This window comes from Pseudochelatococcus sp. (assembly GCF_050946405.1).
GTDB lineage: Bacteria > Pseudomonadota > Alphaproteobacteria > Rhizobiales > Beijerinckiaceae > Pseudochelatococcus.
The window spans coordinates 100,489-113,563 of the sequence record NZ_JBMNUS010000011.1 but is presented as its reverse complement, the minus strand read 5'-3'; the positions used below and the strand labels follow the sequence as shown (position 1 = coordinate 113,563).

The 13,075-nt window shown below is 70.1% G+C and carries 10 protein-coding genes; all 10 read right to left on the bottom strand.

Translation table 11 applies throughout. The annotated features are described in order from the left end of the window. Positions 1 to 79 precede the first annotated feature (79 nt). Positions 80 to 1,432, bottom strand: coding sequence for a cell division protein FtsA (ftsA, locus tag ACOYJQ_RS15720; protein WP_433459746.1), 1,353 nt, complete (start codon positions 1,430 to 1,432; stop codon positions 80 to 82). After that, entirely contained in the window at positions 1,429 to 2,358 is a 930-nt protein-coding gene (locus tag ACOYJQ_RS15715; protein WP_433459744.1) for a cell division protein FtsQ/DivIB, read from the bottom strand. Before ACOYJQ_RS15715 ends, ftsA begins: the two co-directional genes overlap by 4 nt. 338 nt (positions 2,359 to 2,696) lie before the next feature. Then, the gene (murB, locus tag ACOYJQ_RS15710) at positions 2,697 to 3,641 is read right to left on the bottom strand and encodes a UDP-N-acetylmuramate dehydrogenase (RefSeq protein WP_433459742.1); all 945 of its coding nucleotides are present in this window, start codon (positions 3,639 to 3,641) and stop codon (positions 2,697 to 2,699) included. Then, a complete protein-coding gene (gene murC / locus ACOYJQ_RS15705) occupies positions 3,638 to 5,077 on the bottom strand; it encodes a UDP-N-acetylmuramate--L-alanine ligase (RefSeq protein WP_433459741.1) in 1,440 nt (479 codons plus the stop codon). The genes murB and murC overlap by 4 nt, the downstream gene beginning before the upstream one ends. A gap of 61 nt (positions 5,078 to 5,138) precedes the next feature. After that, complete coding sequence (gene murG, locus ACOYJQ_RS15700; RefSeq protein WP_433459739.1) at positions 5,139 to 6,275, bottom strand: undecaprenyldiphospho-muramoylpentapeptide beta-N-acetylglucosaminyltransferase; 1,137 nt, start codon at positions 6,273 to 6,275, stop codon at positions 5,139 to 5,141. Continuing rightward, positions 6,268 to 7,416 (bottom strand): FtsW/RodA/SpoVE family cell cycle protein, encoded by a 1,149-nt coding sequence (locus ACOYJQ_RS15695; RefSeq protein ID WP_433459737.1) that lies wholly within the window; start codon positions 7,414 to 7,416, stop codon positions 6,268 to 6,270. The genes murG and ACOYJQ_RS15695 overlap by 8 nt, the downstream gene beginning before the upstream one ends. A 21-nt stretch (positions 7,417 to 7,437) precedes the next feature. Then, complete coding sequence (murD, locus tag ACOYJQ_RS15690) at positions 7,438 to 8,847, bottom strand: UDP-N-acetylmuramoyl-L-alanine--D-glutamate ligase (RefSeq protein WP_433459736.1); 1,410 nt, start codon at positions 8,845 to 8,847, stop codon at positions 7,438 to 7,440. A 1-nt stretch (position 8,848) separates the two neighbouring features. Next, positions 8,849 to 9,952 (bottom strand): phospho-N-acetylmuramoyl-pentapeptide-transferase, encoded by a 1,104-nt coding sequence (gene mraY / locus ACOYJQ_RS15685; RefSeq protein WP_433459734.1) that lies wholly within the window; start codon positions 9,950 to 9,952, stop codon positions 8,849 to 8,851. Positions 9,953 to 10,060: 108 nt separating this feature from the next. After that, the gene (locus tag ACOYJQ_RS15680; RefSeq protein WP_433459733.1) at positions 10,061 to 11,584 is read right to left on the bottom strand and encodes a UDP-N-acetylmuramoylalanyl-D-glutamyl-2,6-diaminopimelate--D-alanyl-D-alanine ligase; all 1,524 of its coding nucleotides are present in this window, start codon (positions 11,582 to 11,584) and stop codon (positions 10,061 to 10,063) included. Further along, entirely contained in the window at positions 11,581 to 13,071 is a 1,491-nt protein-coding gene (locus ACOYJQ_RS15675) for a UDP-N-acetylmuramoyl-L-alanyl-D-glutamate--2,6-diaminopimelate ligase (protein ID WP_433459731.1), read from the bottom strand. The genes ACOYJQ_RS15680 and ACOYJQ_RS15675 overlap by 4 nt, the downstream gene beginning before the upstream one ends. Between the last annotated feature and the right edge of the window lie 4 nt (positions 13,072 to 13,075).

Sequence of the window (13,075 nt, the reverse complement as noted above, 5' to 3'; positions counted from 1 at the left end):
TCATCGATCGGCGCCCGGCTGCGCGCCCCTCTCTCCAGATAAACCCCAGACGTGGCGGCCGCCGCACCGCCGCCCGTGCTCAGAAACTGTCGCGTATCCAGCGGCCCATGCGGCTGAAATAGCCGTCCGTGCCGGTTCGCGCGGCGTAGCCCGCCGAACGCGGCTCGAAATGCTCCACATGCGCCATCTGCGGATACACCAGCAAACCGACGGATGCGGAAAACGCCGGTCCCTTCGCGGCATCCGGCAGGCCCTTGATGCCCAACGGCCGGCCGATACGCACCTGACCCGTTCCCTTCTCGCCGACGAGAATGCGCCGCGCCAGCTCCGGCAAGCCCGTGAGCTGGCTCGCGCCGCCCGTCAGGATCACGCGCCGCCCCGCCTCCGCCGCGAAGCCGGCCTCGCGCAGGCGGCCGCGCGCCAGTTCGAGAATTTCCTCGACGCGCGGCTTGATGATGCGCACCAGATGCGATTTCGGCACATGGTTCGGCACATCCTGCTCGCTGTCGTCCACCTGCGGCACGGCGACGATCTCGCGCTCGTCGGAGGGCGAGGAAATCGCCGCGCCGTAGAGCGTCTTGAGCCGCTCCGCCGCCGCCACGCGGGTGGAAAGGCCGCGCGCCACGTCCATGGTGACGTGGTGGCCGCCGACGGCGAAGGCGTCCGCATGGACGAGATGACCGCCCGCGAACACGCCCATGCTGGTTGTGCCGCCGCCGAGATCGATGAGCACCGCGCCCATCTCCGCCTCGTCGTCCACGAGCGCCGAAAGACCGGCGGCATAGGGCGTCGCCACCACCGCCTCGACATCGAGATGGCAGCGCTCGACCGCCAGCATCAGGTTGCGCACCGCCCCCGCATCGGCGTTGACGACATGCATGTCGACGCCGAGCTTCTCGCCGATCATCCCGCCGGGATCGAGCAGGCCACGCTGGCCGTCGAGCGAGAAACCGGTGGGGAGGGCATGCAGCACGGCCCGGCCCGGCCGCGTCGCGTGGGCGGATGCGGCGTCCAGCACCCGGCCGATATCGCCCGTCGTCACCGCGCCGCCGCGCACCGCCACATTCGCCGTGAACCGTTGCGACGCGAGCCGCCCCCCGGTGAGGTTGACGACCACCGACTTGAGTTCGACCCGCGCCATGCGCTCCGCCGCGTCCACCGCATGGCGGATGGCGCGCTCGGCCGCGTCCAGATCGACGACGATGCCGCCCTTGAGGCCCATGGAGCGTTGGTGGCCGATGCCGAGCACCCGCGCCAGATGGGTGCGGCCGCGCAGGGCCTCGGTCTCGCTCACGGGATTGAGCTGGGCGATCAGGCAGACGATCTTGTTGGTGCCCACGTCGAGCACCGACAGCGTGGCGCTCTTGCGGGCGGAAAGCGGTTTCATCCGTGGCGTCAGCCCCGGAGTCAGGCGGTTGCCGGTGGAGCTCATGTTTCGGGGGCCTTCCGCTTGACGGTTTTCTTCTTCGCGTCGGCCATCGCCGCCGCGCCCTCCTCGCTCAGGCGCATGGCGATGCGGTCGGCCTGGCGCATGTCGATGGCGATCAGATCCTTGTCGAGAATCCGCTCGCGCTTCTCCAGCTCCACGAGACGCGCCATCGCCTCCACCGGCTCGCTTTCGGGCAGGCGCACGATCAGGTCGTTGTCGAACTTCACATCCCAGCGGCGGCCGGAAACCAGAATGCCGGCGCGGATGCGCTCCCTGAGCGGGCCGGCGGCGCGCAGCACGTCGATATATTCCTGCGAGCGCGTATTCGCCCCGTCGCCGGCGACGAACGGCAGCCGCGCGAAACGCGCGTCCGTCATCAGGTCGATGACCGTGCCGTCGCCGGCGATGACGAACAGCTCGCCGTTGAGTTGCCAGAGGGCGCGCGGCTCGCGCTCCACGATGGTGATGGCGAGCGCGTCGGGATAGTGCTTGCTCACCGACGCCTGCCTGATCATCGGCACGGATTCGAGGCGCTTGCGCACCTCGCCGACATCGAGGAAAGCCAGCGAGCGCAGCGGCGTGATGCCCGCCGCCGCCAGCACCTCGCTCTCGCGCAGCTCGACCATGCCGGCGATTTTCACCTCGTCGATGCCGAGCCCGAGCACGCGCGCCAGCGCGTCGTAGGGCGCACCGTAAGCGGCGCGGAACGTTTCCATGTGCCCGCCGAGAGAGACGCCCGCCGCGCCGACCGCCGCGAACAGCACCGCCACCAGCCCGGTTCCCGCGCCGCGCGGCACCGTGCGCGCCGCCTTCTCGAACGCGGTCAGGCGCTGCGACCGCCGGTCGCCGCCGGCGCGGCGCGCACCGGCGGCGGCGGAGGCGCGCCCGCCGCCCTTCAAACCTCGCCACAGATGCTTGACACCAGCCATCGAAAGCCCGCCCGGAAAATTCCGCCTGAACATTCTTTTCGGAAACGGTCGCCGGAGCGTCGATGCTTCGACAGCCGCATCAACGGCTTCAGGGCCACCGTTAACGATGACTCTTCCGCCTTTTGGTAAATATTTATTTAAGAGCCGCATCGCCCGTCGCGGCCGGGAACGCCGCCCCTCCTTGCGCGATCATGACGCCGGCAGGCGCTCACGCGAAAGAAATCCCTTTTTCATCAATGGAATGATCACTGCCGCCGCCGATCCGGCCGCGCCTGCGCCGGCCGCGGACAAGGGTTATTCACAACCGTCGACCGCGCGGGAAATCGCGTTGTCCAACGTTAAGAATTCTGACCTTCCGCAGGCAGTCCGACACGCCGGATTTCCCATTGCAGGACAATTCCCGTTGTCTCACGGACCCTTCGGCGAACTTCCTCACCGAGCACCTCAATATCGGCCGCCGTCGCGCCGCCGGTGTTCACGAGAAAATTGCAATGCAGTTCGGAAACCTGCGCCGCACCGATTCGCAAGCCGCGGCAGCCCGCCGCGTCGATCAGTTCCCACGCCTTGCCGCCGGCCGGATTGGTGAAAGTGGAGCCTCCCGTGCGCGTGTTCACGGGCTGCGTCGCGGCACGGGCCTCCGTGATGGCGTTCATGCGCGCGAGGATGTCGTCGGGATTGCCCGGCTGGCCCTGGAGCAACGCGTCGATGAAAACGAGATCCTCGGACACGGCCGTATGGCGGTAGCTGAAGCCCATGTCGGCAGGCGTGAGCACGCGCCTTTCCCCCCTGCGGTCGAGCGCCCGCGCCTCGACGAGCACCTGCGCGACATCGCCGCCATACGCGCCGCCGTTCATGCGCAGCGCGCCGCCGATGGTGCCGGGAATGCCGCGCAGGAAGACGAGGCCGTCGGTGCCGGCCTCCGCCGCCGCGCGCGCTACCTTGACGTCGGCGGCGCCGGCCCCGGCCCGGACGCCATGACCCGACAACGTGTCGACGCCGGAAAATCCCTTGCCGAGCCGCACCACCGCGCCGGGCACGCCGCCGTCGCGCACCAGCAGGTTGGAGCCGAGCCCGATGACGAGCAGCGGCACGTCGGCGGGCAGCAGCCTGAGAAACAGCGCCAGATCGTCGGCGTCCGCGGGCGTGAACAGCAATTGCGCCGGCCCGCCGGTGCGGAACCACGTCAGCGGCGCGAGCGGCGCGTTGGTGGCGAGACTTCCCCGCACCCCGCCGGCCCCCGGCAGCCCGTCGCGAAACGGCGCGGAGATGTCCGGGAAGATCATGCCACCTCACCCGCAGCCGGTTCGCCGGGTGTGGCATCGCCCGCCGCCAGTTCGCCCGGCAGCGCGTTGGCCCAGCCGGTGATGCTGCCCGCGCCCAGAAACACCACGTAATCGCCGGGCGACACCAGCGCGCGTATCTTGTCGGCCAGCCCCTCCGACCCGTCGATGGCCAGCACGTCGCGGTGGCCGCGCGCGCGCAGGCCGGCGACGAGATCGTCGCGCCCCGCGCCCTCGATCGGCGTCTCGCCCGCCGCGTAGACCGGCGCGACGAGCACGGCGTCGGCATCGTTGAAGCAGGTGCAGAAATCGTTGAACAGCGCGTGCAGGCGCGTATAGCGGTGCGGCTGCACTACCGCCACCACGCGCCCGGTGGTGGAGGCGCGCGCCGCCTTCAGCACGGCGGCGATCTCCACGGGGTGATGGCCGTAGTCGTCGAAGACGGTGACGCCGTTCCATTCGCCCGTGCGCGTGAAGCGCCGCTTCACGCCGCCGAAACCCTCGACGGCCTTGCGGATCGCCTCCGGCGTCATGCCGAGCCGGAAGGCGACCGCGATGGCGGCCGTGGTGTTGAGCGCGTTGTGCAGACCCGGCATCGGCAGCGTCAGGTTGTCGATGACGGTGGCGGCATTCGACTGGCGCTCGCGGATCAGCACGGTGAAGCGGCTGCGCCCGCCCGTCAGATCGACGTCGAGCAGCCGCACGTCGGCCTGCGGATTCTGGCCGTAGGTGATGACGTGGCGGTCCTCGACCGCGCCCACCAGATCCTGCACGACGGGATGGTCGATGCACATCACGGCGAAACCGTAGAAGGGCAGATTCTCGACGAAGGCGCGGAACGCCTCCTTGACCTTCTCGTAAGTGCCGAAATGATCGAGGTGCTCGGGATCGATGTTGGTGACGACGGCGACATCGGCCGGCAGCTTGAGGAACGTCCCGTCGGATTCGTCCGCCTCCACTACCATCCAGTCGCCGCCGCCGAGCCGGGCGTTGGTGCCGTAGGCGTTGATGATGCCGCCGTTGATGACGGTGGGGTCGAAGCCGCCGCCGTCGAGCAGCGTGGCGACGAGCGAGGTGGTCGTGGTCTTGCCGTGCGTGCCGGCGATGGCCACGCAGGTCTTCAGCCGCATCAGCTCCGCCAGCATCTCCGCGCGGCGCACCACCGGCAGGCGGCGCAGGCGCGCTTCCACCAGCTCCGGGTTGTCGCGCTTGATGGCCGTCGAGACGACGACGACTTCCGCCCCGCCCAGATGGCCCGCATCGTGGCCGACGTACACGGCCGCGCCCTTGTCGCGCAGACGGCGGACGTTGGCGTTCTCCGCCGCGTCCGAGCCTTGCACGGTGTAGCCGAGGTTGAGCAGCACCTCCGCGATGCCGGACATGCCGATGCCGCCGATGCCGATGAAATGGATGGGGCCGAGTTCGCGGGGCAGTTTCATGAACCGCATTCCTTCACGTGATGATCGCCGCGACGCCTTTTGCGCCACGGCGTGTCTGAGTTCAAGTACCGGACCGCTTTTCGGAAGCCGTCTCGCCGCGCGCGACGCCCAGCACCCGCTCGGCGAGCCTGTCCGCCGCATCGGGGTAGCCCGCCTTGCGCGCCGCCTCGCCCGCCCGCCGCAGGGCGGCGGGATCGCGCAGGCGCGCCGCGAGTTCCTCCGCGAGCCACGCGGGCGAAAAATCCTTCTGCGCCACGGCGGACGCCGCGCCGGCGCGCACCAGCACGGCCGCGTTCGCCGCCTGGTCCTGATCGAGCGCGCCCGGCAGCGGCACGAGGATCGCGGCGCGGCCGATCACCGCGAGTTCCGCCACCGTCGAGGCGCCGGCGCGCCCGATCACGAGATGCGCCGTCGCCATGCGCTGCGGCAGATCGGTGAAGAACGGCGCGATCTCGGCTCGCACGCCGAGCCGCGCATAGGTTTCGCGCACACGCTCCACATCCTCGGCCCGCGCCTGCTGGACGATGGAAAGACGCCCGCGCAGGTCCTGCGGCAGCAGTTCGACGGCGGGCGGCACGATGTCGCTCATCACCCGCGCGCCCTGGCTGCCGCCCGTCACCACGAGATTGAACGCATCTGCCTCCCCTGGCGGCGCGAGCGGCGTGCCGGCCGCGGCGAGCACCGCCGGGCGCACCGGATTGCCGACATGCGCGAGGCGCGCGCGCGCCTTCTCCGGCACGTTGCCGACTTCGGGAAAGCCCGTGGCGATCAGCGTCGCCCAGTTGCTCAGCAACAGGTTGGCGCGGCCCAGCACGGCGTTCTGCTCGTGCACGACGATCGGTATCCGCAACAATCCGGCCGCGAGCAGCGGCGGGACGGTCGGATAGCCGCCGAAGCCGACGATGACGGCGGGCCGACGGCCGCGGATCGCCGCGAACGCGGCGAAAAAGCCGCGGGCCAATGTCGCCGCCGCCTTCAGCGCCGCGAGCGGCGAGCGCCCGGAGGGCGTCGCCGCGGGAAAGGCGATGACGGCATCGGCGGGAAAGTTCTGCGCGAATTTCGCCGCGCGCGCGTCGGTCGCCAGTTCCACGCGCACGCCGCGCGCCTTCAGCGCCACGGTCAGCGCCTCCGCCGGAAACAGGTGCCCGCCGGAGCCGCCGGCGGCGACGATGACGAGGGGAGCGCGGGTTTCAGCCATTGTAGCCATCCGCCGGTATGCCGCGGTCGAGAATCGCCGCGCGCGGGCGCTTGCGGGTGAGCGCGATCAGGAAACCCATGGCGAGCGCCAGCGACCATAGCGACGACCCGCCGTAGGAGACGAACGGCAGCGTCATGCCCTTGGCCGGCAGCAGATGCACGTTCACCATCATGTTGATGCACGCCTGCACGCCGAACAGCGTCGCGAGCCCGGTCGCGGCGAGGCGGCAGAACGGATCCTCGCTGCGCCGCGCCATCACGAGGCTGCGCAGCACGATGAAGGCGAAGAGCAGCGCCAGCCCGATGCACACCGCGATGCCGAACTCCTCCGCCGTGGCGGCGAAGATGAAGTCGGTATGCGCGTCCGGCAGGATGCGCTTCACGGTGCCCTCCCCCGGCCCCTTGCCGGACCAGCCGCCTTGCGCGAAGGCGTCGAGCGCCGTGTTGACCTGGAAACTGTCGCCGGAGGACGGATCGAGGAAGCGCTCGATGCGCGCGCGAACGTGACCGATGAAGTTGTAGGCGGCGACGAGCCCCAGCAGCGCGATCCCGCCGATGCCCAGCACCCAGAACATGTGCAGCCCTGCCGTGAAGAACAGGCACGCCCACACGATGGTGACGAGCATCGTCTGTCCGATATCGGGCTGGAGGATGAGCGGCACAATGGTGGCCGGGAGCATCAGCACGGCGAGCAGCGTGCCGGGCATGTCCTTGCGCCGGTTGCCTTCCGCGAACAGCCAGGAGGTGAGCACCACGAAGGCCGGCTTGACGAATTCCGAGGGCTGGAGCGTGAAGCCGCCGAGCGTGAACCAGCGCCGCGAACCCTTCACCTCCGGCCCCATGTAGAGCGCGAGCACGATGAGCAGCATGCCGCCGAGATAGGCCAGCAGCGCCGCCCGGCGCACGTAGCGCGGCGGCAGCATGGATGTGCCGAGCAGGATGGCGATGGTGGGAATGAGATAGAACACCTGCCGGTTGACGAAGTGGAAGTCCGACAGGCCGAGCCGCTCGGCGACGGGCGGCCCGCCGCCCATCAGGAACACGAGCCCCGCCACCATCAGCGTGCCGATGGCGGCCAGCGACAGCCTGTCGACGGTCCACAGCCATTCACCCGCATAGGTGCGTTCAGCGCGCGACGCCATTTTCAATCCCTCAAAGCGGCGTCACGTCTCATCGGCCCGACCAGAAACCGGCCCCACTTGCGTCAACGCCTGCACGGCCTCGCGAAAACGATCGCCGCGCACCTCGAAATTCGGGAACTGGTCATAGGAGGCGCAGGCCGGCGACAGCAGCACGACAGCCTCCCCCGCACGGTCGTTGGCCGCAGCGGCGGCCGCCTGCCGCAACGCCTGATCGAGCGTGCCGCTCAGGCTGTAGGGCACCCGGCCGTTGAGCGTGCGCGCAAAGTCCGCGCTCGATTCACCGATGAGATAAGCATGGACGATTTTTGGAAAATATTCCGTTAACGGCGCGATGCCGCCTTCCTTCGCCCGTCCGCCGACGATCCAGAAGATGCGCTCGAAGCTGGCCAGCGCCTTCGCCGTCGCATCGGCGTTGGTGGCCTTGGAATCGTTGACGAACAACACGTCGCCCGCGCGCCCGACCAGCTCCATGCGGTGCGCGAGGCCGGGAAAGGTCGCAAGCCCCCGCGCCGCGACGGCACCCGGCACGCCGATCGCGATGACGGCCGCGAGGGCGGCGGCGGCGTTCTGCGCGTTGTGACGGCCGCGCAGCGAACCGATCCCGGCAAGGTCCGCCACGGCCAGGCCGTCGCGCAGGATCGTCGTGCCCGTCAGCGAGAACCCCGCCGCGAGCGCCCGCTCCACGCTGACGGGAACGACGCGCCCGCCCGCCCGCGCCAGCCGCGCCGCGATCGCCCGCGTATGGGCATCGTCGACGCCGACGACCGCCGTGCCGGACGCCGCGACGAGCCGCTCCTTGATGGCGGCGTAGTTTTCCATCGTGCCGTGGCGGTCGATATGATCGGGCGTCAGGTTCAGCAGCACGCCGACCGTCGGATCGAACGTCGGCGCGAGGTCGATCTGGAACGACGAGCATTCCACCACATGCACCCGCCCGGCTGCCGCCCCTCGCGCGGGCGGATCGAGCGACAGGATCGCCGTGCCGATGTTGCCGCCAAGTTGCACGTCGCGCCCAGCCTCACGCAGCAGATGGGCGATCAGCGCCGTCGTGGTGGACTTGCCGTTGGTGCCGGTGATGGCGATGAAGGGCGCGTCGGGTGCGATCAGCCGCCGCTCCCGGGCGAACAATTCGATGTCGCCGACGATCTCGACGCCTGCCGCCCGCGCCAGCGAGACCGACCAGTGCGGCGCGGGATGGGTGAGCGGCACGCCGGGCGAGAGCACGAGCGCCTGCGCCGCGCTCCAGTCCGCCTCGCGCAGGTCGGCGACGGCGACGCCGGCGGCGCGTGCCTTGTCGCGCCCCGTCTCGCCGTCGTCCCAGGCGGTGACGATCGCGCCGCCCGCGATGAGCGCCTGCGCGGTGGCGAGGCCCGACCCGCCCAGCCCGAAAACGAAAACGCGCTTGCCGTTGAACGCAGTAACCGGGGTCATTCTATCTCAGCTTCAGCGTGGAGAGGCCGACGAGCGCCAGCACGACGGCGATGATCCAGAAGCGGATCACGACCTGCGGCTCCGTCCAGCCCAGTTGCTCGAAATGGTGATGGATGGGCGCCATCTTGAACACGCGCTTGCCGGTGAGCTTGAAGGAAGCCACCTGCACGATGACGGACAGCGCCTCCAGCACGAACAGGCCGCCGACGATGGCGAGCACGATCTCGTGCTTGGTGGCGACGGCGATCGCGCCCAGCATGCCGCCGAGCGCGAGCGAGCCCGTGTCGCCCATGAAGATCTGGGCGGGCGGCGCGTTGAACCACAGAAAGCCGATGCCCGCCCCGATCAAGGCCCCGCACAACACGGAAAGCTCGCCCACGCCCTGCACGAAATTGAGTTGCAGGTAATTGGCGAAGATGGCGTTGCCGACCAGATAGGCGATGAAGCCGAACGTGGCCGCCGCGATCATCACCGGCACGATGGCGAGGCCGTCGAGGCCGTCCGTGAGGTTCACGGCGTTGCCCGCCCCCACGATGACGACGGCGCCGAACGCGGCGAAGAACCAGCCCAGATCGATCAGCAGATCCTTGAAGAAGGGAATGGCCACGGAGGTGGCCAGCAATTCACGCGCGGGCGGCAGCGTCTCGCGGCTGACCAGCACGATGACGATGCAGGCGGCAAGGCCGATCAGCCCCTCGATGGCGAGCCTGAGCTTGCCGGAAAAGCCCTTGTGCGACTGTTTCGTGACCTTGAGATAATCGTCGTAGAAGCCGATGGCGCCGAAGCCCAGCGTCACGAACAGCACGACCCAGACATAGGCGTTGGCGAGATTGGCCCACAGCAGCGCCGAAACGAGAAGGCCGGACAGGATCATGAGCCCGCCCATGGTCGGCGTGCCCTTCTTGGCGAGGTGCGACTGCGGCCCGTCGCTGCGGATCGGCTGGCCCTTGCCCTGCCGCACCCGCAGCGAGGCGATGATCGCGGGGCCGAACAGGAAGACGAAGAACATCGCCGTCGCGGTCGCCGCTCCGGTTCGAAAAGTAATATAGCGGAACACGTTCAGCGCCGGCACGGAGGCGCTCAGTTCTGCAAGCCAGATAAACATGCGCTTTCGGTCTCCGTCAGCCGTGAAATTCCGCCGCCGCGAACGGGCGGCAAGCCCTGTCTGAACGCATCGCATCGTTCCCGGAACGCGCGCGTTTCCGACCGGATGCTATCGTGCGCCCGCCACGCGAAAGCGGTTCTTGAGCGCCGCGACGATGCGCGACACCTTCGTGCCGTTCGATCCCTTGACCATGACGGCGTCGCCCGCCCGGACGGCGCGCAGCACCGCGCCCTCGAGTTCGGCGGGCGTAGCGGCATACGCCCCGCGCACGTCCGGCGCAAGGGCGCGCCACAGGTGATGCATGCCGGGCCCGGCGGCGAAAACGAGGTCGACGTCGTTATCCGCAATGGGGCCGTTCAGCGCCGCATGCAGGTCGGGGCCGTCCTCGCCCAGTTCCAGCATGTCGGCGAGCACCGCGATGCGCCGGCCGCGCAGCCCCACGTCCGCCTGCCCCAGCGTGCTCAGCGCCGCCGTCATCGACGAGGGATTGGCGTTGTAGCTCTCGTCGATCAGCAGGAACGCGCCTTCCGGCTCGCCGAACTCGCCGCCCGGCGCTGAAAGGCGGATGCGCTCGCCCCGCCCCTCGGGCGGCGCGAGATTGCCGAGCGCCAGCGCCGCCAGCGCGAGATCGCCGCCCACCGCCTGCACGGCCGCGAGAACGGCGAGGCTGTTGAGCGCGATGTGCCGGCCGGGCGAGCCGATGCGATACACCACCGGCGCGCCGAACACGCTCGCCTCCACTACGGAAAGGTCGGGCTTCAGCACGATCTGTTCGGCCCGCACGTCGGCCTGCTCATGCTCGCCGAAGGTGACGATGCGCCCGGCCCGCGAGGCGAGCGCATGCGCCCTGAGGCGCTCGAACTGGTCGTTATCGCGGTTGAGGACGGCGACGCCGCCCGGCTCGACGCCGGAAAAGATCTCGCCCTTGGCGTCGGCGATGGCGGCCACCGAAGGGAAATATTCCAGATGCACCGGCCCGACCGTGGTGACGATGGCCACATGCGGGCGCACGATCCGCGACAGCGCGCGCACCTCGCCCGGCGCGTTCATGCCGATCTCGAAGATGCCGTATTGCGTGCGCCGCGGCATGCGCGCCAGCGACAGCGGCACGCCCCATTGATTGTTGTAGGAGGCGGCGGAGGCGTGCGTGCGCCCCTGCGCATCGAGCGCCATCCTGAGCGCCTCCTTGGTGCTCGTCTTGCCGACGGAGCCCGTCACCGCCACGACGCGCCCGCGCGTGCGCCCGCGCGCGGCCCGGCCGAGCCCGGTCAGCGCCTCCAGCACGTCCTTCACCACGTAGAGCGGGCCCGTGCCGTGAAACTGCGCCGCATGCGCCTCGTCGATCACCGCCGCCGCCGCGCCCTTGTCGAGCGCCTGCGCCACATAGGCGTGGCCGTCGCTGTTCACGCCCCTGATGGCGAGGAACAGGTCACCCGGCTGCAACGTGCGCGTGTCGATGGAGACGCCCGTCACGCGGTCCGGCAGGCCGCCGGTGACGCGGGCGTTGAGGGCGGGAATGAGATCGAGCCCCGACCACAGCGCCTCGACGGGACGCGACGGCACGCGCGGCGCAAGCGCGGCCGCGCCGGATGCCTGCGGGGCCGCCGGCCCGGTTGCAGTTGTGATCGTCATGATGTCCGCTCCGCGACAGCGGCTCGCACCGCCTCGTGATCCGAGAAATGAACCGTTGTTGAACCGATGATCTGGCCCGTTTCATGGCCTTTTCCGGCCACGACGAGGATATCCCCCGCCCGCAGCAGGCCGACGCCGTGGCGAATGGCCGCGAGGCGGTCGCCGATCTCGATCACGGACGCGCCGCCTTCGGCGCGTGCGCCCGCCAGCACGGCCGCGCGGATCGCCGCCGGATCTTCCGTGCGGGGGTTGTCGTCGGTCACGATGACGACATCGGCCTTGCGCCCCGCCGCCGCGCCCATCAGCGGCCGCTTGCCCGTGTCCCGGTCGCCGCCCGCGCCGAACACGACGAGAAGCCGCCCCGCCGCATAGCCGCGCAGGGTATCGAGCACCGCCGCGAGCGCATCCGGCTTGTGGGCGTAATCCACCACGACGAGCGCGCCGTCGACTTCCGCCACCCGCTCCAGCCGGCCGCTGACGCCATGCAGCGTCTCCAGCGCGGCGAAAACCGCATCGGGCGCCTCTCCCGCCGCGATGGCGAGACCGGCGGCGACGAGTGCGTTGGACGCCTGAAAATCGCCCGCGAGCGGCAGGCGCACGCTATGCGTGGCGCCGGCATGACGCAGCGTCAGCCGCTGCGCGAAACCGTCGCGCGCCGCGCTCACCAGCGCGATGTCGGCCCCGGCCGCGCCGACGCCGATGAGCGGCAGGCCGCGTTCACGCGCGATCGCCGCCACGCGGGCGGCTTCCGGCGCGTCGGCGTTGACCACCGCCGGCGCGCCCTGCGGCAACAACTCCGCGAACAGCCGCAGCTTGGCGGCGAGATAGGATTCGACATCCGGGTGATAGTCCAGATGGTCGCGGCCCAGATTGGTGAAGGCCGCAGCGCTCAGGCGCACGCCGTCGAGCCGGTGCTGGTCGAGCCCGTGCGAGGAAGCTTCGAGCGCCAGATGCGTCACGCCCTCGCCCGCCAGCCGGTCGAGCGTCTCGTGCAGGGTGATGCCGTCCGGCGTCGTCAGGGAGCCGTAGACGGCGCCCGAGGGCGCGACAACGCCGATGGTGCCGAGACTCGCGGCCTGCCTGCCGGCGCGCGAAAAGATCTGGCGGGTGAAATCCGCCACCGAACTCTTGCCGCTGGTGCCCGTCACCGCCACGATCGTTTCCGGCTGACGCGCAAAAAAACGCGCCGCCGCCAGCGCCGCCGCGCGGCGCACGTTGGCCACCCGCACGTAGACGGCGGCGGGCGGCAGGCCGGCCGGCGCTTCCGCCTCGCCCACGATGGCCGCCGCCCCCTTCGCCGCCGCGTCCGCCGCGAAGGCGAGACCGTCCGCGCGGCTGCCCGGCACGGCGAAGAAGACGTCGCCCGGCCCGACCGCGCGCGAGTCGAGGCGCAGACCCGTCACCCGCACATCCGGCGCGCCGACGCCAGGCAGCAGGTCGGGCAGGTTTTTCGCGAGGGCTGTCGCGGCGGTTCGGGCTTCCGTCATGTCA